This is a genomic window from Streptomyces sp. NPDC001728 (assembly GCF_040297565.1).
GTDB lineage: Bacteria > Actinomycetota > Actinomycetes > Streptomycetales > Streptomycetaceae > Streptomyces.
Genome location: NZ_JBEOZK010000017.1, coordinates 35835 through 55779, shown reverse-complemented (window position 1 = coordinate 55779; position 19945 = coordinate 35835). Strand labels below are relative to the sequence as shown.

At 73.4% G+C, this 19945-nt stretch carries 19 protein-coding genes; 8 read left to right on the top strand and 11 right to left on the bottom strand.

Going from position 1 to position 19945, the window contains the following annotated elements:
- Positions 1–144 precede the first annotated feature (144 nt).
- Together ABT154_RS23905 and xylA are read right to left on the bottom strand one after the other, a co-directional pair.
- A complete protein-coding gene (locus ABT154_RS23905; protein ID WP_351858847.1) occupies positions 145–1359 on the bottom strand; it encodes a S8 family peptidase in 1215 nt (404 codons plus the stop codon).
- A gap of 223 nt (positions 1360–1582) precedes the next feature.
- Positions 1583–2752, bottom strand: a complete 1170-nt coding sequence (xylA, locus tag ABT154_RS23900) for a xylose isomerase (RefSeq protein ID WP_351858845.1) — start codon at positions 2750–2752, stop codon at positions 1583–1585.
- 171 nt (positions 2753–2923) lie between these two features.
- Between xylA and xylB the strand changes: the two genes are divergently transcribed.
- The 3 genes from xylB to ABT154_RS23885 all read left to right on the top strand — a co-directional run bounded on the left by xylB (position 2924) and on the right by ABT154_RS23885 (position 5816).
- Positions 2924–4414, top strand: coding sequence for a xylulokinase (gene xylB, locus ABT154_RS23895; protein ID WP_351858843.1), 1491 nt, complete (start codon positions 2924–2926; stop codon positions 4412–4414).
- A gap of 79 nt (positions 4415–4493) precedes the next feature.
- Entirely contained in the window at positions 4494–4727 is a 234-nt protein-coding gene (locus tag ABT154_RS23890; protein ID WP_351858841.1) for a hypothetical protein, read from the top strand.
- 51 nt (positions 4728–4778) lie between these two features.
- On the top strand, positions 4779–5816 hold the full coding sequence (locus ABT154_RS23885; protein WP_351858839.1) for a hypothetical protein: 1038 nt from the start codon (positions 4779–4781) through the stop codon (positions 5814–5816).
- Between the two features lie 58 nt (positions 5817–5874).
- Here the strand turns inward: ABT154_RS23885 and ABT154_RS23880 are convergent, their stop codons facing one another.
- Complete coding sequence (locus ABT154_RS23880) at positions 5875–6810, bottom strand: ketopantoate reductase family protein (protein ID WP_351858837.1); 936 nt, start codon at positions 6808–6810, stop codon at positions 5875–5877.
- The gene (locus ABT154_RS23875; protein WP_351858835.1) at positions 6807–7379 is read right to left on the bottom strand and encodes a winged helix-turn-helix transcriptional regulator; all 573 of its coding nucleotides are present in this window, start codon (positions 7377–7379) and stop codon (positions 6807–6809) included. The genes ABT154_RS23880 and ABT154_RS23875 overlap by 4 nt, the downstream gene beginning before the upstream one ends.
- Positions 7380–7569: 190 nt before the next feature.
- Here ABT154_RS23875 and ABT154_RS23870 point away from each other — a divergent pair, with 190 nt between their 5' ends.
- On the top strand, positions 7570–8802 hold the full coding sequence (locus ABT154_RS23870; protein WP_351858833.1) for an ROK family protein: 1233 nt from the start codon (positions 7570–7572) through the stop codon (positions 8800–8802).
- A 64-nt stretch (positions 8803–8866) separates the two neighbouring features.
- Here the strand turns inward: ABT154_RS23870 and ABT154_RS23865 are convergent, their stop codons facing one another.
- Both ABT154_RS23865 and ABT154_RS23860 read right to left on the bottom strand, forming a co-directional pair.
- A complete protein-coding gene (locus ABT154_RS23865) occupies positions 8867–9799 on the bottom strand; it encodes a M23 family metallopeptidase (RefSeq protein ID WP_351858831.1) in 933 nt (310 codons plus the stop codon).
- A gap of 8 nt (positions 9800–9807) precedes the next feature.
- A complete protein-coding gene (locus tag ABT154_RS23860; protein WP_351858829.1) occupies positions 9808–10956 on the bottom strand; it encodes an SPFH domain-containing protein in 1149 nt (382 codons plus the stop codon).
- A gap of 176 nt (positions 10957–11132) precedes the next feature.
- On the opposite strand from ABT154_RS23860, the gene ABT154_RS23855 reads away from it, so the two are divergent.
- The gene (locus tag ABT154_RS23855; protein WP_351858827.1) at positions 11133–12569 is read left to right on the top strand and encodes a WGR domain-containing protein; all 1437 of its coding nucleotides are present in this window, start codon (positions 11133–11135) and stop codon (positions 12567–12569) included.
- Positions 12566–13045 (top strand): hypothetical protein, encoded by a 480-nt coding sequence (locus ABT154_RS23850; protein WP_351858826.1) that lies wholly within the window; start codon positions 12566–12568, stop codon positions 13043–13045. The genes ABT154_RS23855 and ABT154_RS23850 overlap by 4 nt, the downstream gene beginning before the upstream one ends.
- 13 nt (positions 13046–13058) lie before the next feature.
- Here ABT154_RS23850 and ABT154_RS23845 read toward each other — a convergent pair whose 3' ends face one another.
- The 3 genes from ABT154_RS23845 to ABT154_RS23835 all read right to left on the bottom strand — a co-directional run bounded on the left by ABT154_RS23845 (position 13059) and on the right by ABT154_RS23835 (position 15684).
- Positions 13059–13481: a DUF350 domain-containing protein gene (locus ABT154_RS23845; protein WP_056562064.1), complete on the bottom strand. Its 423-nt coding sequence runs from the start codon at positions 13479–13481 to the stop codon at positions 13059–13061.
- A gap of 143 nt (positions 13482–13624) precedes the next feature.
- Positions 13625–14227 (bottom strand): HdeD family acid-resistance protein, encoded by a 603-nt coding sequence (locus ABT154_RS23840; RefSeq protein ID WP_351858824.1) that lies wholly within the window; start codon positions 14225–14227, stop codon positions 13625–13627.
- Between the two features lie 80 nt (positions 14228–14307).
- A complete protein-coding gene (locus ABT154_RS23835; protein ID WP_351858822.1) occupies positions 14308–15684 on the bottom strand; it encodes a dipeptidase in 1377 nt (458 codons plus the stop codon).
- A 211-nt stretch (positions 15685–15895) separates the two neighbouring features.
- On the opposite strand from ABT154_RS23835, the gene ABT154_RS23830 reads away from it, so the two are divergent.
- Together ABT154_RS23830 and opcA are read left to right on the top strand one after the other, a co-directional pair.
- Complete coding sequence (locus ABT154_RS23830; RefSeq protein WP_351858820.1) at positions 15896–16447, top strand: DoxX family protein; 552 nt, start codon at positions 15896–15898, stop codon at positions 16445–16447.
- A gap of 112 nt (positions 16448–16559) precedes the next feature.
- The gene (opcA, locus tag ABT154_RS23825) at positions 16560–17471 is read left to right on the top strand and encodes a glucose-6-phosphate dehydrogenase assembly protein OpcA (RefSeq protein WP_351858818.1); all 912 of its coding nucleotides are present in this window, start codon (positions 16560–16562) and stop codon (positions 17469–17471) included.
- 247 nt (positions 17472–17718) lie between these two features.
- On the opposite strand, the gene ABT154_RS23820 is transcribed toward opcA, so the two are convergent.
- Complete coding sequence (locus tag ABT154_RS23820; RefSeq protein ID WP_351858817.1) at positions 17719–18486, bottom strand: class I SAM-dependent methyltransferase; 768 nt, start codon at positions 18484–18486, stop codon at positions 17719–17721.
- A 31-nt stretch (positions 18487–18517) separates the two neighbouring features.
- On the bottom strand, positions 18518–19798 hold the full coding sequence (locus ABT154_RS23815; RefSeq protein WP_351858816.1) for a cytochrome P450 family protein: 1281 nt from the start codon (positions 19796–19798) through the stop codon (positions 18518–18520).
- Between the last annotated feature and the right edge of the window lie 147 nt (positions 19799–19945).

Below are 19945 nucleotides of genomic sequence, written 5' to 3'. Positions count from 1 at the left end.
ACGCGGAACTGCTCGAACATCAGCCGCCCCGCACCGAGCGGCCCCGCGTACGACGTCGTACGGCTCCCGCCTCCGCGCACGACGGCGGCCCGTCCCGCCCCCGGGAAGGGGCGGGACGGGCCGTGGTGTCCGGTGCTCCGGCGGTTACTCGACGATCTTCAGGAGCTTGTTGGCGGTGCCGGGGCTCGCGTTGCCGATCTTGTCGGAGGTGGCTCCGCCGACGAGGGCGTCCGCGACCTGGGTGGGGGTGGCGTCCGGGTGGCCCGCGAGGTAGACGGCGGCGGCGCCGACCACGTGCGGGGTGGCCATGGAGGTGCCGGAGATGGTCTTGGTGCCTGTGTCGCTGTCGTTCCAGTCGGAGGTGATCTCCGAGCCGGGGGCGTAGAGGTCCACGACCGAGCCGAAGTTGGAGAAGCTCGACTGCTGGTCGTCCTCGGTGGAGGAGGCCACGGTGATGGCCTCGGTGACGCGGGAGGGGGAGCCCTGCCCGGCGTCGGAGGACTCGTTTCCGGCGGCGACGCCGAACGTGACGCCGGAGGCGATGGCCTTCCTGACGGCCTCGTCGAGGGCGGGGTCGGCGCCGCCGCCGAGGCTCATGTTGGCGACGGACGGGCCCTGGTGGTTCTCGGTGACCCAGTCGATGCCCGCGATGACCTGCTCGGTGGTGCCCGAGCCGTTGTCGTCGAGGACACGGACGGCGACGATCTTCGCCTTCTTGGCTATGCCGTGGCCGGTTCCCGCGATGGTGCCGGCGACGTGGGTGCCGTGGCCGTTGCCGTCCTGGGCGGTCCCGTCGTTGTCGACGGCGTCGAAGCCGTCGGAGGCGCGGCCTCCGAAGTCCTGGTGGCCGACCCGGACTCCGGTGTCGATGACGTACGCGGTGACGCCCTCACCGGCGGCGTCGGGGTAGGTGTACTTCCGGTCCCCGGCGGTGTCGGTCTGGTCGACGCGGTCGAGGCCCCAGGACGGCGGTTCCTCCTGGGTGGCGCTGATGGAGAAGGTGCGGTTCTGGACCACCTTCGCGACCGCGGGATCGGCGGCGAGCCGCTTGGCCTCCGTCTCGGTGAGGTTGCTGACGGAGAATCCGTTGACGCTGGAGTCGTAGCTGCGGCGCAGGGTGCCGCCGTACTCCTTCGCCAGCTCGGACTTCCCGGCCTTGTCGGTCTTTCCGTCGAGCAGGACGACATAGCTGCCCGCCACGGCGTTCTGGGCGCCGAGGCCGTAGACGGTCCCCTCGGCGGGCGCCGGGCTCGCCCCGGCGAACGGACCGACGGCGACGGTCACGCCCGCCGCCGCAACGATCGCAGTCGCGACGGCGAGGGTGATCCTGAGGGTGCGGGCGCGCTTGTGAGTTGCCATGAAATGGCCTCTTCTCGTCAGGATTTGTGGGGGGTTGGGCCGCCTGCGGGAAGCTCTTCGGCGGCCCGCTCGAAACCCTGACCGATTGACGAGTGCAAATCAAAGGGCCTTCACAGATCCATGACCTTCTCACCAAGGTTTCTTGGAAAGAAAAGGGGCACTTCCGTGCAACTCACCTTTCGGTGAGGGGGTGTCGCAGGGAGGCCGGCCCGGGCCGCCGGTCTCAGCGAACGCCGAGGAGGTGTTCCAGGGCCAGCTGGTCGAGGTGCTCGAAGGCCATCGAGCGGGCCGCCGCCGCGTCCGCGTCGAAGGTCTCGTACGCCGTCGGGTCGGCGAGCAGCCCCGCGAGACCGTCGGCGGCCGTGGGGACGGAGAGCTCGGGCAGTCGGGAGACGGACTGGGCGCCGCGGACGTCCGGGTCCGCGCGGAAGGCAGCCGTGCGCTCCTTGAGGATCAGGTAGTTGCGCATGCAGTTCTTCGCGGACTCCCACACCCCGTCGGCGCCGTCCGTGCGCACCGGCTTGAAGTCGAAGTGGCGCGGGCCCTCGTAGCCGGCCGTCTCCAGCAGGTCCACCAGCCAGAACGCCTGGCGCAGGTCGCCCGCCCCGAAGCGGAGGTCCTGGTCGTACTTGATGCCCGACTGGCCGTTCAGGTCGATGTGGAAGAGCTTGCCCGCCCACAGCGCCTGCGCGATGCCGTGCGGGAAGTTCAGTCCGGCCATCTGCTCGTGACCGGTCTCCGGGTTCACCCCGACGAGTTCGGGGCGCTCCAGGCGCTCGATGAAGGCGAGGGCGTGGCCGATCGTGGGCAGCAGGATGTCGCCGCGCGGCTCGTTCGGCTTGGGCTCGACGGCGAAGCGCAGGTCGTAGCCCTGCTCGGTGACGTACTGGCCGAGCAGGTCGAAGGCCTCCTTGAGTCGGTCGAGGGCGACCCGGACGTCCTTCGCCGCACCGGACTCGGCGCCCTCCCGGCCGCCCCAGGCCACGTAGACGCTCGCGCCGAGCTCGACGGCGAGGTCGATGTTGCGGAGCGTCTTGCGGAGGGCGAAGCGGCGTACGTCCCGGTCGTTGGCGGTGAAGGCGCCGTCCTTGAAGACGGGGTGGGTGAAGAGGTTGGTGGTGGCCATCGGCACCGCGAGTCCGGTGCGGTCGAGTGCGGCCCGGAACCGCTTGACGGCCGCGTCGCGCTCGCCGTCCGGGGCGCCGAAGGGGATGAGGTCGTCGTCGTGGAAGGTGACGCCGTACGCGCCGAGGGCGGCGAGCCGCTCGACCGTCTCGACGGGGTCGAGGGCCGGACGGGTGGCGTCGCCGAAGGGATCGCGGCCCTGCCATCCCACGGTCCACAGGCCGAAGGTGAAACGGTCCTCGGGGGTGGGTGAGAAGCGCTCCGTCATGGTGTCTCCCTGGTACTGGCCGTCGGATTTGTTTTCTGAGATAACTAATACGGGACTGGGGCCGCCCGGCGCCAGACCCGACCGACCGAGTCGCTCCGTGAGCCGATGCCCGATGTCCGAACGGCGACGTCCGACGCGCATCGAGCCGCGAGCCGAGAGAAAGGTGACGGCGTGCCCACCATCCGCTCCGTCGTGATCGGCGTGGACAGCTCCACGCAGTCCGCCAAGGCCGTCGCCGTCGACGCCGACACCGGCGAACTCCTCGCCCTCGGCCGCGCCCCGCACACCGTCACCGGCACCTCCGGCGCCCGCGAGAGCGACCCCGAGGAATGGTGGACCGCCCTCGTCACGGCCGTCCGGGCCGCCGTCCGCGACACCGGTCTCCCGGCCGGATCCGTCACCGGCATCGCCGTCGCCGGACAGCAGCACGGTCTCGTCGCCCTCGGCGCGGACGGGCGCCCCCTGCGCCCCGCGCTGCTCTGGAACGACACCCGCTCCGCCCCTCAGGCCGCCGCCCTCGCCACCCGCCTCGGCGGCCCCGACGGCTGGCTCGAACGCACCGGATCGGTCCCCGTCGCCTCCGTGACCGCCGCCAAATGGCAGTGGCTGCGCGAGCACGAACCCCACCACGCGGAGGCCGCCAGCGGGGTCCGCCTCCCACACGACTTCCTCACCGAACGCCTCACCGGACTCGCCGTGACCGACCCCGGAGACGCCTCGGGGACCTGCTGGTACGGGACCGCCGACGGCACGCACGACCCCGGCGTCCTGGACCTCATCGGCCTCGACCCCGCCCTGCTGCCCACCGTCGCCCCCGGCGGCGCCACCCGCGTCGGCACCCTCGCCCCCGCAGCCGCCGAGGCCCTCGGGCTGCCCCTTACGGTCGCGGTGGCCGCCGGGACCGGCGACAACATGGCCGCCGCCGTCGGCCTCGGCCTCGGCGGCGCCGGACTCCTCGACCACCCGGTGGTCAGCCTCGGCACCTCCGGCACCGTCTTCGCCGCCACCCGCGCCCGCCCGGCCGCCCCCGGACTCGCCGGCTTCGCCGCCACCGACGGCACCTACCTGCCGCTCGCCTGCACCCTCAACTGCACCGTCGCCGTCGACCGGTTCGCCGGTCTGCTCGGCCTGGACCGGGAGGACGCGGCGCCCGGCGGGGAGGTCGTCGTCCTGCCGTACCTCGACGGCGAACGCACCCCCGACCTGCCCCACGCCGCCGGGCTCGTCACCGGCCTCCGGCACGGCACGGACCCCCGGGCCGTCCTCGGCGCCGCCTACGAGGGCGCCGCCTTCACCGTGCTGCGCGCCCTCGACCAGCTCCTCGCCGCCTGTGGACTCGACCCCGCCGAACCCTCCGTACGGGACAGGCCGCTGCGCCTGATCGGCGGTGGCGCTCGGGGCCGGACCTGGTCCGAGACCGTCCGCCGGCTGTCCGGCCGGCCCCTGGTCGTCCCCGCCGCCGACGAGCTCGTCGCCCTCGGCGCGGCGGCCCTCGCGGCCGGGGCGGCGACGGGCGCCGACCCGGTGGCCCTGGCGACGGCCTGGGGTACGGGAGCGGGCGAGGTCCTGCCCCCGCTCACCCGCGACTCCGCGACCTGGGACCGCGTCGAGGGCGTCCTGTCCGCCGCCGCGCCGGCGCTGCTGGGCGGGTCGGGCCGGTGAGGCGTGTTGTGAGCGGGCCCGGAGGTGGTGCCGTAGGAAACGGCCGTCTACCCTGACGAGAACGACGGGGGAGGCCCAAGTGGTGGCTTTGCTGGTGCTGTTCGGGATCTTCGGCGCGGCGGCGGCGTTCATGGTCGTCCTGTTGATGCGCAGGAACGGCGCGCGGACGGAGACGGCCGAGGGCCTGCTCGTGGAGCAGCAGGCCCGCCTTCAGGCCCAGCAGGACCGGGTGTCCTTCGCCGCCAGAGCCGTCCACAACTCGCCCCCCACGGCGAGTGACGCGTACAGCCGCAGAAGAGGCATCCGTCCCTAGCGGAGCCGAGAGGGCCGGACGGTTGTCAGTGCCCCTTCCCATGCTGACGGCATGGAGATCAACGAGCGGACACTCGCGGGGGCCTGGGAGCGGACGGCCACCGGACACGCCCTGCTCCACGAGGTGGGGTTGCCTCCCGTGACGCGTTCGCGCGACGAGCTGGAGCAGTGGGCCGGGCGTGCCGAGGGGGCGGAGGACGGCGAGCTGTGGCTGCTGCTGGCCGAGGACGGCACCGTCCGCGGCCATGACGGCCCCTACCGGGAGTCCTTCGCCACCCGCGATCTCGACGAGGCTGTCTACCTGATCGCCGAGGCCGTGATGAGCAGGCGCGGCGGAAGCGTCGAAGCGGTGGCCGACGCGCTGGAGCGGATCGATCCGGCGTGGGGCAGACGGTTCCGCAGCGGCGGACTGGACGGGTCGGGGACGGTCGAGGCGTGCGGGCGGGACCCGCTGGAGGGGCTCGCCTGGATAGCGCGGTCCTGGCGTGACCAGGACCCGTACACGATCCTGGCCTTCTTCCGCGCGGCGCCCGGGGAGTCCGTCGACGCCGAGCGGCTGGCCCTGCTGTACGGGGCCGATCCCGCGCAGATCGCGGCCGGTACGCGACTGAAGGACCTGCAGGCCCTGGCCGACGGCAGGGTCAACTGGGACCGCCAGTGGGAGAGCTGCTGTTTCGGCCGGGCCGGAGAGTGGACCTTCCTGCTGCACCACGAGAGCCCGCCGGGCGCCTTCGCCGACAAGGAGGCGTACGCGGCGCTCGGGATCGAGGAGAGCGTGTGGCTGACCGCCACCTCGGCGAAGGCCATCTACACCTTCGACTACATCAGGGACGGCCGCCGCGTCGACGACGACCGGGGCGCGCTCGAACTGATCTGGTACGAGCGCGGCCGTGCCCCCTATCCGCGGGGCGGCGAGCTGTACTTCCTCAACCGCGCCGTGCGCCGTGCCGAGCTGGACCACCCCGAACTGACCAGCACGTTCGAGCTGTACTTCCATGCCCTGGAGGAGTCCCTCGGCCTGAGCCTGCCGCGCCGCGACTTCGCGGAGGGAGAGGTGCGCGCCGCGTACTGGGCGGGGGAGCAGTCGTGAGTACGGCGAGGCGGCGCGCCCCCCGACCTTGTCCGAGGGGCGCAGCCGGGGGCGTCCCTCAGGCCCCGCCGGCCGTCGCCGTCACCTGGCGCTGGTGCACCCGCAGATGCAGGGTCGCCAGATCGAGGAGCGGAGTCGCCACGCCCAGCGCGCGCGCCCGGTCCGTGAGGTCACCGAAGAGGTGCTCGACCTCCGTGGGCCGGCCGGCCGTCAGATCGCGGTAGAGGGACGGCACCATCGGCGACCCGGACGCGGACACCACGGCCAGCGTCGCAGCCCGCTCCGCCTCCGGCAGGGGGTGCCCGGCCGCCGCGGCGACCGCCGCCGCCTCGTCGAGCAGCGCCGGACCCAGGACCGGACCGCCCGGCACGTCGTACACATCGCCGACCGTGCCGCGCATCAGGCTCGTGACCGCGCCCAGGGTGGTGATGAACACCCACTTGTGCCACATCGCCGTCACGATGTGCCCCGGCACGGGGGACGCGATCCCCGCCGTGCCCAGCGCCGTACGGACCGCCGCCGCGCGCGCGGAGTCCGTACCGTCCTGCTCGCCGAGCGCCAGGTGGGCCAGCGGGGCGAACCGGCGGATGTCACCGTCCTCGTCGAGCGAGGTGACGACCTTCGCCACGCCCCCGAGGACGGCCGCGGCGCCGAAGCGGGCGTTGAGGGTGTCCAGATGGGCGAGGCCGTTGAGCAGCGGCACGACCACCGTGTCCGGACCGACGGCCGGTGCCACGTCCTCGATCGCCCCGTCCAGACCGGTGGACTTCACCGACAGCAGGACGACGTCGTACGGCCCGTCCAGCGTGTCGGCGGTCACCAGGCGGGGCGTCAGGGCCCACTCCTCGTCACGGGCGACGACCCGGAGCCCGCGCTCGCGCAGCACCGCAGCGCGCGCCGGACGGACCAGGAAGGTGACGTCCTGTCCGGCGCGGGCGAGCAGGGCACCGAAGTAGCCACCGGTGGCACCGGCGCCGACGACCAGGATCCTCATGACTGTGAACCTCTCGTGGAGCGCCCCGCGGGCGCATGGGTGAGCAGGGGAAGGAGCAACCGGTGCGGCCGGGTGAGCGCGGCCGTCACCGGGTCGTCGTCCGGCGTCGAGGGGGCGAGCCCGGGGCCGGGGGCGACCAGGACGTCCGCGACGGGCACGGCCGTGCCGCAGCCCGTACACCTGCCGTCCGAGTCGAGCGGGGCCTCATCGCCGGAGTGCAGGAAGATCCGGCGCGGGCCGCCGCCACCCGGCGCGTAGAACTCCTCGCCCCAGGCGGTGAGCGCGCGGACGGCCGGCCAGAGCGCGACGCCCTTCGGCGTGAGCACGTACACCTCGCGGCGGCCGGTGCCCGTCTCGGGGCGCCGCTCCAGGACCCCCGCCCCGGTGAGGGTGGTGAGCCGGTCGGCGAGCACGGCCCGGGGCACGGCGAGGTGCGCGGCGAACTCGCCGAACCTGCGGACCCCGTAGAAGGCGTCGCGCAGGATCAGCAGCGTCCACCGCTCGCCGACGATCTCCATCGAGCGGGCGAGGGCACAGGTCTGGCCGCGGTAGTCGCGCGGAAGCGTCATGGCGGGAAGGCTAGCCCAGAAGAGTTCGGTGACTGAACTGTTTTTGCGGACCCGACCGTTTCCGGGTGGGCGACCGGACCGACTCCGCCCGGCGACCGGACCGGTTCCGCCTCCCCGACCCGACCGATCCCGGGTGCGGGACCCGACCGTTTCCGGGTGGGCGAAAGCGGCGACTAGGCTCTCGCTCACCATGAACCAGCCCACGGAGCCCAAGGCCGACAAGACGGGAGTGCGCAGGCACAATCTGAGCCTCGTCCTGCGGACCGTCCACGACGCGGGCGAGACCACGCGCGCGGCCGTCGCCGCCCGTGTCGGCCTCACCCGGCCCGCCGTCTCCTCCCTCGTCGAGCAACTGCTCGACCTCGGACTCCTCGTCGAGTCGGGCAAGACGTTCAGCGGGCAGGCCGGACGGCCGGGAACCGTCCTCAAGCCCGCCGACACCGGGCCCGCGGGCCTGGGCGTCGAGATCAACGTCGACTACGTCACCGTCTGCGTCGTCGACCTGACCGGAACCGACCGGGTCCGCCGCACCGAACGCCTCGACAATCGCGCGGCCGACGCCTCCGAGGTCCTCGCCCGCGCCGCCCGTATCGCCGCCGAGGCCGTCGACACGGCCGCCGGACGGGGCCTCGTCCCGGCGGGAGCCGGACTCGCCCTCCCCGGCCTCGTCTCCGGCGGAACGGTCCGCGAGGCCCCCAACCTCGGCTGGCACGAAGTCGCCGCCGAGCGCCTCTTCGCCGCGGCCCTCACCGCGCTGCGCCCCGCAACCGAAGGCCTCCCCCTGACCTCCGACAACGAGGCGAACATGGCGGCCCTCGCCGAGCTGTGGTTCGGCACACTCGGCGACCTCCGCACCTTCCTGCACCTCACGGGAGAGATCGGCGTCGGCGGCGCGATCGTCGTCCACGGCGAACTCCTGCGCGGCGCGCACGGCTTCGCCGGCGAGATCGGGCACCTCGTCGTCGACGCCGAGGGCCCCCGCTGCCGCTGCGGCTCGCGCGGCTGCCTGGAGCAGTACGCCGGGCAGGCGGCCCTGCTCCGGGCGGCCGGGGTCACCGGTGTCCCCGTCCTCGCGGAGCGCGCCGAGGCGGGGGACCCGCGCGCGCTCGCCGCCCTCGCGGAGGCGGGCCGGATGCTCGGACGCGCCCTGTCCGGCGCCGTGAACCTCCTCGACCCCGAGGCGGTGGTCCTCGGCGGCATCTACCCGCAGCTGATGCCGTGGCTGACCCCGGCGCTGACGGAGGAGCTGTCCGCCCGGGTCGTCTCCGGCCTCTGGACCCCGGCCACGGACCGGCTGCGCCCCGCCTCCACCGCCACCGACGCCTCCCGGGGCGCGGCGGCCCTCGTCCTCCACGACGTGCTGGCGGACCCGCTGGCGTACGCGAAGGGCACGGGGGCCTGGCGCAGCCTCAGAACCCTTTAGCCGCAGGCCCCGGCCAGCCGGACGGCCGGTCTGCATCGTGCCCGACCGGTCGTCCGTCGCTCGCTCAGACCGGCACGCCGTGGTTCCGCAGATAGGCCAGCGGGTCGACGTCGGAGCCGAAGTACGGCGAGGTCCGCACCTCGAAGTGCAGATGCGGGCCCGTCACCCGCCCGGTCGCCCCGGAGCGGGCGATCCGCTGCCCGCCGGAGACGCTCTGGCCGGGCGACACGTCGATACGGGACAGGTGGGCGTACTGGGTGTAGCGGCCGTCCGGGTGACGGATCACCACCTCGTATCCGTACGAGCGCCCGTACCCGGCGGTGACCACCCGGCCGGGACCGACGGCGCGGACCGTCGTCCCCGTCGGCACCGCGAAGTCCTGCCCCGTGTGGTAGCCCTTCGACCAGGAGCCGGGCTGGCGGTAGTACCCGGTGTAGACGTGCGAGGAGACCGGCGCGGTCCAGCCCCGCGAGGAGCCGGACGACGGGGTCTGCCCGGTCGGCTGCGCGGGCTTCGGTGTGTGCGCGGGCTTCCCCGCGCCGGCGGACAGGCCGGTCCGCTGCTCGTACTTCGAGGCGTGCCCCGTCCAGTACCAGTGGCCCCCGGACCTGTACCAGTAGACGTGGTCCTGGGCGTCCCAGCCCTGCCGCCCCCGGAACACCGGCTCGCCGGTCCGGCCGCTCCGGGCGGGGGCGGCGGCTCCGGTGCGCCGCTCGTAGGTGCTCGCGTGGCTGGTCCAGCGCCACTCGCCGGCCGCGTTCCTGAACCAGTACTTCGAGCCGTCCCAGCCGGCGTGCGCCGGGGCGGGTTCGGCGGCGGCCGTTCCCGCCCCGGCGCCGGCCAGGGCGACCGCCCCGACCGTCGCGACCACCGCGCGGCGCACCCCGTGCAGGGCCGTACCGCCCGGTCCGCCCGCCGACGTCGCGCGGGCGGCGTCGGCGCAGCCGGCGCAGCGGCAGTCCAGGGGTATCTCATCGGTGAATCCGGGGGTTTCCACGATCCTCTTCACTCCTGATTCGGGTCGGCCGGTCCGCCACTCCGGGTGTAGAAGGCCACGGTCAAGTCCTTGACCAGGGCCTGGCGTTCGAAGTCGTCGAGTTCGACGAGACCTCGGGTGGTCAGCCGCGTGACGGTGTCGTCCACGGCGTCGATGACCCCGGTGAGCACCGAGTCCCGGTGCTTGGCGTCCAGGGCGGCGATCTGCCGCCGTCGCATGGCGGCGGCGACCTCGGGGGCATATTCGATCCGGGTCGGCTGGGCGGAGAAGACGGCGATGCCGACCGGCCTGCACTCGGCGGCGAGCATGCGGGTGAGCGCGTCGCCCACCGCCTCGGCGTCCCGCAGCGTCGGCGCGTCGCCCCGGAAGGCGTCGGCGGGCAGCTGGGAGAGGACGCGGGCGGTCGCCGCCTCCACCTGTTCGCGCAGATAGCCGAGGTGGTCGTCCACCGAGAACAGCGCGCGGGCGGTGTCCCGTACCGACCAGACGACCAGCACCACCACCCGCAGCGCCGAACCCTCGGCGTCGACGACGGAGATGGGTTCGCTGCGCCAGTGCCGCAGCCGTACGTCCATGCGGTGGCGCAGCACGAACGGGCTGATCCAGACGAGACCGGTGCGCCGCACGCTGCCCCGGTAGCGGCCGAACAGGGAGAGCACCCAGGCGGAGCCGGTGCGTCCACGGGTGAGGCCGCCGAAGGAGACGACGGCCACGACGGCGCAGCCGGCGAGCGCGGCCCACTCCCACGGCAGCAGTTCGACGTGGCGCAGCGGGCGGGCCCGCCAGAGGACCGCGGCGGCGCCCGCGAGGGCGGTCAGCCCGGTGAGGACGGCGACCCAGCCGGGGAGCGCGGGACCGGGACGCTCGACGAGGTCGGGGTCGCCGGGCGGCGGACGTCGGGGGCGGGTGTCCGACGGGGCGGTGCGGGCGGGGGCGGGGGAGGGCTTGGTGGGAGCGTGCGGGTGTGCGGGCGCCGTGGTGGCGGTCGTGGACGCGGGTCCCGGCGTGGGTGCGGGCGCGGATATGGCCGAGGTGACGGATGCGGTGAGGGGTTCGGTCGCGGTGACGTTCTCGGGCCGGAAGAGGTCGTTCATGGGTATGCCGTCCGCGGGCCGGCGGATGCGGACGGGCAGGGGCCGCTTCTGTAGCTCGGTCATGAGGCCCTTCCGGCCGAACGGGAGATGACGGCACGTCGGATGATCTTCACGTACCATCGTTACAGGGGTGAATGTCCGGATTGCCGCGACGAAGGTCCTGAATGTCCGGGACTTTGGTCCCTTGGCCAAGGGGTCACGGAGGGTCGTTGTCAGTGGGGGTCCGTACTGTTCTCGGCATGACGACGACGACCTATCTGGAGCTGTCGCAGGACGACGGCGGTGCCCACAAGTTCTACGAAGTGACCGTCGAGGACCTCGCGGTGTCGGTCCGTTACGGCCGCATCGGCACGGCCGGGCAGACCCAGTGCTCCACGTTCCCCACGGCGGCGAAGGCCCAGGCGGCGGCCGCGAAGAAGATAGGGGAGAAGGTCCGCAAGGGGTACGCCCCGGCGGTCCGGGGGCAGCGGGCCGCGCGCTCCGTGACGCGCCGTGAGGTGGCCTCCGCGCCCTCCACCGCGCGCGCCGTCGCCCCCGTCCTGTGGCGCTTCCGGACCGGTTCGTCGGCCTTCGGTATCCATGTCGACGAGGACAACTGCTGGGTGGGCAACCAGGCGGGGGACGTGTTCACGCTCGACCGCTCCGGCGAGGTGCGGGCCCGGTTCAGCCTCCCCGACGGCGTCAAGTGCCTGGTCGCCGACGACTTCTGGATCTACGCCGGCTGCGACGACGGCAAGGTCTACGACCTCTCGTCCAAGCTGCCCTTCGCCGCGTACGACATCGCCACCGACGTCGACATCTTCTGGCTCGACATCCATGAGGGCGTCCTGCACGTGGCCGACCGCTCGGGCCGGCTCACCGTCATCGACCACGAGGACGAGCACCAGTGGGCGCGCGGCGGCCAGGGCGAGCACGCCTGGATGGTCCGCGCCGACGGCGACGCCGTGTACTACGGGGACACGCGGGGCGTCGCCGCCCACGCGCCGGACGGCGGTGGCGAGCTGTGGCACACGGCCACCGAGGGCGGCGTGCTCTTCGGCTGGCAGGAGGACACCGCCGTCTACGCGGGCACGGCCCGCAAGAAGGTCCAGCGGCTCGCGAAGAAGGACGGGCGCGTCGAGGCGGTGTACGCCTGCGACAGCGCGGTGTACTCCTGCGCGACCTCGCCCGGCGGCCGGTTCGTCTTCGCGGCCGACGGGGCCTCCTCCGTCTACTGCTTCGCCGAGGACGGCACCCGGTTGTGGAAGCTCGGTACGGGCGGCGGTTCGGCGCTCTCCATGCAGTACCGCGACGAGCGCCTCTACCTGGTGACCACGGACGGCTCGCTGGTCTGCGTGGACGCCGGTGAGGCGGCGATCGAGGCCGCCCAGGAGGGCACCGTCCCGGTCGCCAAGGACATCAAGCTGGCCGCCGCCCTGCCGGTCTACGAGCCGGCGACGACCGTCACGGCCGTGAGCGCCGTCAGTGACGTGCCCGCCGGATCGGTCGTCGTGGAGTGTCTGACCGAGTCGGGCAGGACCCGGGTGCGGGTTCTCTCCGAGGGCTACGACTCCACGTGGAACGTGCAGTTCCCGAGGGCGATCCGGGAGCCAGGCGCGCGGTACGTGGTCGATGCGCTGCACGCCGCAGCGGGGGGCTTCTACCGGGTCCGCGGCGACATCCGGCGGCTGCTGTGACCGGACCCGCCGAGGGCGCGGGCGCCTTCGAAGCCGCCACCGGCGACGGCCCGCCGGTGCTTCCGGCCGACGCCGAACAGCGGTCGCGGGAGCTGCGTACGGCCCTCGAAGGGCTGCTCCAGATCAGAAGGCTGACCGGGCCCCGGGAAAGCGACCCGAAGGCCGCGCCCGCCGACTGGGAGCGCCGGCAGCCCGTGCGTGCGGTGGCGCTCGCCCTGGAGTCCGGCGGGCTCGCGCCCTCGGCCGTCGACGCCTCGGGGGCGCGGACCGCCACCGGATACCGGGTCAGGGCGGGGGACCGGCCGGGGGCGGCCGTGGTGGAGTGGCTGGGGCCGCCCGGCTCGGGCGCCGCCCAGGAGGAGACGGCGGCGCTGGGCGAGGGAGTACGGGCCCTGGCGCGGCTCGGCTGGGAGGCCCTGCTCTACCGGGGGCCGCGCGGACGGCGCTTCCTGGAGGTGGAGCCGGCGAGGGGTTGAGGGCCCGGCCGTTTCAGGCGATCGAGGCGGAGACGATCGCCGAGACCGCGATGTTGCAGGAGGCGGTCACCCAGACCGCCGGGTGCGGCTCGGGGTCGACCAGCGTCGCGCCCAGCTTCCCCGGCGTGACCAGGTCCACGACCAGGAAGGCCACCGCCATCATCACCAGGCCCAGCAGACCGAACGCGGCGGTCGAGACGAGGCCCTTGCCGAAGTTGTCGTACGTCGTCCAGATCGAGGTGAAGACGATGCCGCCGATGCCGAGGAGGGCCGAGCTGAGCAGGATCGCGGCGTTGCGGTTGCGGTCCTCCCAGATCTGGCGCCCGAGCTTGCCGGGGGTCAGCAGGTCCACGAGAACGATGCCGAGGATCAGCAGGACCACGCCGAGGGCGCCGTAGGCGCCGGCCCGGCCGAGGCCGTTGACGATGTCGCTCATGGGGTGCCGGCTCCGGAAGATCGCGATCACGGGGGATCGGTGGTCAAGGACCGGCAAAATGTAGCGCACGCGTCAACACCGCCCGCCGCCCACCCGGGAATCGGGCGGGCGGCGGGCGGAGCGGGAAGCGACGGACCGGTCGGTCAGACGCCCGGCGGCAGTGTCCTGGCACGGGAGCGCACCCGGAAGGCGGTGACGATCTCGATCACACCGAGGACCACCAGCCAGATACCGCCGAGGAGCATCAGTACCGCCGCCGACTCCAGCGGGGACACGATGAGCACGACGCCGGCGAGCGCGTTGACGATGCCGAGGAAGATCTGCCAGCCGCGCGCCGGCATCCCGGCGTCGGAAACCGCCGCCACGGTCTGGGTGATGCCCCGGAACAGCCAGCCGATGCCGATCCAGAGGGCGAGCAGCAGGATCGACTGCATCGCGCCCCGGAAACACAGCAGGCCGAGCAGGATGGAGAGCGCGCCGCTGATGAACGCCATGACGCGCAGGGCCGTGCTGACATGCGTACCGAAGGCGGCGACCAGCTGCGTCACGCCGCTGAACAGCAGATAGAGACCGAAGAGCACACCGGCCACCATCAGTGAGGTGCCGGGCCACACCAGGACCAGGACGCCGAGCACGATCGCGGCGAGTCCGGCGACGAGCAGCGCCTGCCAGGCGGCCCCCGCGAGCGCGCCCAGCGGGCCGAGCGGTATGTCCTGGCGCTGCGGGCGGTCATGAGTCTGTGTCATGGACGGTTCCGGTCCTTTCGTGGAGGGGTGGGAGCGGTGGTGGGGCGGGGTGGACCCGGGGAGGGGAGCGGGGGCGGGGCTCAGAGCGGGGTCGCGTAGGTACTGAGGAACAGGGCCTCGGCCAGCGCCATGTGCTCGATCTCCGAGGGATCCACGCTCTCGTTGGGCGCGTGGATGAGGCAGCCGGGTTCCTCGACGCCGATCAGGGCGATCTCCGCGTCCGGGAAGTGGGCGCCGAGCACGTTGCACAGGGGGATCGAACCGCCCTGCCCCGACTGGACCATGTCCTTGCCGTACGCCTCGCGGAGCGCCGTCGCGAGGGCCCGGTAGGCGGGGCCGTCGGTGCGTGCCCGGAAGGGCTGGCCGGAGCTCTCCGGCTCCACCTCCACCCGGGCGCCCCACGGGGCGGCCGAGGTCAGATGGCCGGTGAGGGCACGCAGGGCCGTGTCGGCGTCGATGCCCGGCGGGATCCGCAGACTGACCCTGGCCCGTACCTTCGCCTGCACGGCGGCCGAGGACCCCACCACCGGAGGACAGTCGATGCCGAGGACGGTCACGGCCGGCCGCGCCCACAACTCGTCGGCCACCGAACCCGTACCGACCAGGGAGACGCCGTCGAGCACGCCCGCGTCGGTACGGAACTGCTCGGCCGGGTAGTCGACCCCGTCCCAGACTCCGTCGCCCCGCAGGCCCTTGACCGCCGTGTTGCCGTGCTCGTCGCGGAGGCTGTCGAGGATGCGGACGAGCGCGGCGAGCGCGTCCGGCGCCGGGCCGCCGAACATCCCGGAGTGCATGGCGCCCTTGAGGGTGGAGACGGTGACGACGACATTGGTGAGCCCGCGCAGGGAGGTGGTCGTCGTGGGCAGACCGCGCGAGAAGTTGCCGGTGTCGCAGATCAGCAGGGTGTCGGCGGCGAAGAGGTCGGGCTGCAGCGGCACCAACTGCTCCAGACCCGCCGTCCCCTGCTCCTCCGAGCCCTCCGCCACGAACTTGATGTGTACGGGGAAGCCTTGCCCGTCGGGGCCGCCGAGCGCGCGCAGGGCCGTCAGATGCATGGCGATGTTGCCCTTGCAGTCGGCGGCGCCCCGCCCGTACCAGCGGCCGTCGCGTTCGGTGAGCGTGAACGGCGGGGTCTTCCAGGCGTCGTCGTCCAGCGGCGGCTGCACGTCGTAGTGGCAGTACAGGAGGACGGTCGGGGCGCCTTCGGGCCCCGGCGCGTGTCCGACGACCGCGTCCGTGCCGTCCGGGGTGGTGACCCGCCGCATGTCCCGCAGCCCCGCCTCGGTGAAGGCCCGGACGAGGAAGTCGGCCGTCTTCGCGCACTCCTCGGGCGGGAACTGGCGAGGGTCGGCGACCGAACGCATCGCGACGAGTTCGGTCAGGTCCTCCTTCGCCCGTGGCATCAGCGCCCGGACCTTCTCCCGCAGGGCTGCGGTCTCGGTGGACTCGGCGGTCATGCGTACCCACTTCCCTCGGTCCGCCGGCCGGGTGCGGCTCAGGACGCCCCGGGACGGCTACGGCCCTCCCAACCCAATCACCGGCGGACAACTGCCGCAAAAGGTGACTCGAACGGCGTATCGGAGCGGTCTCCCGGACGGCGAGGGTCGCGGCGGGCGACGACAGTGGACGGCGTACGCGTCCCCCCACCTCCCGCACCTGGAGAACCCCATGGCCCAGCAGGCCCACCCCAACCGACGCGACCTGGGACTCCTCGTCCTGCGCGTCGGCACCGGCGCGGTGCTCGCCGCGCACGGCACACAGAAGCTGTTCGGCTGGTTCGGCGGGGGCGGCATCGAGGGCACCAGCAAGGGGATGGAGGCCATGGGCTTCCGGCCGGGCCGGCAGAGCGCGATCGCCGCGGGCCTCGGCGAGGCGGGCGGCGGTGCGCTTCTCGCCCTCGGCCTCGCGACGCCGGCCGCCGGCGCCGCGGCGGCCGGCGCGATGACGGGAGCCGTCTCCGTCCACGCCCCGGCCGGATTCTTCGCCCAGGGCGGCGGCTACGAGTACCCCGCGTTCCTCGGGTTCGTCGCCGCCGCGATCGGTATCACGGGCGCCGGGCGCTACTCCCTCGACCATGCGACGGGGCACGTCCTCGACCGCCCCTGGGTCGTCGCCACCGCCTTCATCGGCACCGCGCTCGCAGCGGCGGCCGTGGTCGGCCGTCGCGCCGACGACCAGGCTGCCGCGCGGGACTCCGAGCCGGAGCCGGAATCCGCCTGACGGCGCTGGAAGAGTCGTGAGGGTCCCTTCGCCCCCCCGTGGCGGGGGTCCCGCACGCGTCGGCACATGGGGAGGGTTAGGCTCGCCGCAGAGGAAGGGACGGCCGCCGCGCATGAAGATCGATCTGACGGACACCGATTCCAGCAAGATCAACAAGGCGATTCTGCAAGGCCGCAGGGCCGTCGGAACCCCCGCCGTCGGGGCCGTGCTCACGCTCGTCGTCGTCACGGACGAGGAGAACGCCTACGACGCGGTCAAGGCGGCCAACGACGCCTCCCGGGAACACCCCTCGCGCACCCTCGTGGTCATCAAGCGGCACGCCCGCACGCCGCGCGAGCGGCACGAGACCCGGCTCGACGCCGAGGTCCGCCTCGGCACCGACGCCGGATCGGGCGAGACGGTCCTGCTCCGGCTGTACGGCGAACTCGGCGCCCGCGCCGACTCCGTCGTCCTGCCGCTGCTCCTGCCGGACGCGCCCGTCGTCGTCTGGTGGCCCGTCGACGCCCCCGAGGTGCCGTCCGTCGATCCCCTCGGCTCGCTCGCCCAGCGACGGATCACCGACATGTACGCGGTGGAGGACCCGCTCGCCGCACTGGAGAGGCGCGCCGTCTCGTACGCCCCCGGCGACACGGACCTCGCCTGGACCCGGCTCACCCCCTGGCGCTCGATGCTGGCCGCCGCGCTCGACCAGGCGCCGTTGACCGTGACCTCCGCGGTCGTCGAGAGCGAGGCGGAGAACCCCAGCGCCGAACTCCTCGCCCGCTGGTTCGAGGTCCGGCTCGGCGTCACCGTCGACCGCGTCGTCACCGACGGCCCCGTCGTCACGGCCGTCCGCATGGGCACCGCGGACGGTGAGATCCGCATCGACCGGCCCGAGGGTCCGGTGGCCCGGCTCTCGATCCCCGGTCAGCCCAGCCGGGTCCTCGCCCTGAAGGTCCGGACCACGGCCGAGTTGATCGCCGAGGAACTGCGCCGCCTCGACCCCGACGAGGCCTACGAGGCCGCCCTGCGCGGCCGGGACTGACGGGCTCGGCCGGGGCCGAGGCACCCGGCGGGGCCGGACGGGCGATTTGAAGCGCCGGTTCTCACCCACCGGGCACCCGCACCGGTTCTCACCGACCGGTCCTCACTCATCCGTCCTCACCCACCCGGTTCTCACCCGCCCGCGTCACCGGCCGGTCCTCACCCGCCCGCGTCCGACGCGCCCGCGACCCGTCACACCGGCCGTGCCCGACGCGTGCCCCCGGCGCGGCCCAGGCGCCCGGCCCTCCTCAGGGCTTGGCGAACACCATGACGTAGTCCGCCATTTCCCGGACCCGCTCCACGTCCGGGTCCGGGAGGGCGAGAAGGCGCTCCCGCGTCTCCTCCACGAGCCGGCCGGCCTCCGCACCCCTGACCGCCCACGCCCCGGTGAACAGGCCGCCCGAAAGGGAACGCGCCATGTCCCGGGCCGACAACCGGAAGGTCATGGGCCGTTCGGACGCCCTGCCCCGGTAGACCAGGCCTCGGGCCTCGGCGATCGGGGCCAGCGTCCACGGGCCGTCCTGGCGGGTCCGGTCCGGGTCCAGCCGCTCCTCCAGGGCCCCGACGACGAGACCGATGTCGTCCGTGGGGCGGGTGCCCCCGGCCGGGATCACCAGATAGCGGCCACCGGGCCGCAGCACCCGGGCGACCTCGTCGAAGACCCGCCCGTGGTCGGGCCCGGCGTGCAGCAGCCAGGTGGACACCGCCTGGCTCACCGACCCGGTCCGCACCGGGAGGCGGCAGGCGTCGGCCACCGCCACCCGCGACCCCAGCCGCGCCCGCGCCAGGGCGAGCATGCCGGGGGAGAGGTCGAGCCCCTGCACCGAGTGTCCGAGCGCGGTCAGTTCGGCCGCGACGATGCCGGTGCCCACGCCGATGTCGAGCACCGGGCGGGCCGGGTCGAGCAGCGGCGCGAGCATCCCGGCGAAACCCGCCGCCCGTGCCGTACCGCCGCGGGAGGCGTCGTAATCCGGGGCGATCTCGTCGAACTCCGCGACCTCGGAGGTCGGTCCCATCCCTGTGTCCTTTCCTCGTCCGGGCCGCGGCTCAGGTCCCGGAGGCGTCGGAAGTGCCGACGGTGCCGACGGTGCCGACGGCGTCGGGGGTGTGCGGGGTGAAGGCCACGGGCAGTGTCGCCATGCCGCGCAGGATGCCCTCGCGCCGGCTCAGGTCCGCGTCCGGGTCGGCCAGCCGGAGGTCGGGGAAGCGGCGCAGCAGCGTGCCGATGGCGATCCTGGCCTCGGCCCGCGCGAGCGGAGCGCCCAGACAGAAGTGCACCCCGTGGCCGAAAGCGAGCTGTTGCGGAACCTCGCGGCGTGCCACGTCGAGGATGTCGGCGCGGTCGTAGCGGGCGGGATCGCGGTTGGCCGCGGCGAGCCCGATGATGATCATCTCGCCCGGCGGGACGGTGACCCCGCCGATCTCGTACGCGTCGACGGTGAACCGGGCGACACCGCGGCTCACCGGGCCCTCGTAGCGCAGGAGTTCCTCGATCGCGCCGGGCAGCAGCGAGGGGTCGCCGCGGAGCTCGGCGAACTGGTCGGGATGGCGCAGGAGGGCGTGGACGCCGTTGGCGATGAGGCTCGCCGTCGTCTCGTGGCCGGCGAGCGTGAGCAGGATGGTCATGGCCGTCAGCTCGCGGTCGCTGATTCGCGCCTCGGCCTGTGCCGCGCACAGTGCGCTCAGCAGGTCGTCCTTGGGGTCGGCCTTGCGCTGCGCGATCAACGGCTCGAAGAACGCGGTGAGTTCGGCGCGGGCCTGAGCGCCCTTGGCGAGCCGTTCCGGTGTGTTGGGAGGCATGATGAGACCGACGGCGAGCCGGGCGAAGTCGGGCTGTCCCTCCGCCGGGATGCCGATGAGTTCGCTGAGCACCGCCATCGGCAGCGGCAGGGCGAACTCGGAGACCAGGTCGGCGGTTCCGCGTGCCGCGACCGCGTCGAGCAGGGCGTCGGTGTGGGCCTGGACCCGGGGCGCGAGCTGCTCGACCCGGCGGGCGGTGAAGGCCTTCGAGGCGAGGGTGCGCAGCCGGGTGTGGTCCTCGCCGTTGGCGACGAGCATGCTGGCCATCAGGACGTTGGTGCGCTCCTGGTGGGCCATCTCCTCCTCAAGTCCGTTGACGCCGACGGGACTACTGCTGAGCCGGGGGTCGGTGAGGGCCGCCACCGCCTCGTCGTAGCCGGTGACCATCCAGACTTCAAGGGTGGGATTCAGTCGTACCCGCTGGACGACTCCGTGCTCGCGGATGCGCTCGAAGAGCGGATAGGGGTTGGGCTGTTGGGCGACGTTTACCGGGACATCGTGAACGATTGTCTGGTCCTGACCGGTCATCTTCCGTAACTCCCCGACGCTTTGTGAAAGATCTCTGGCAGGTAGTCATACCAGCCACCCCAGTTGCGTGGTAGCGTCACCGGCGCTCGGCTCGGATGATGTACGGAGAAGGACCGGCGAACCGTCGGTGACGTACCGGCGAGACCC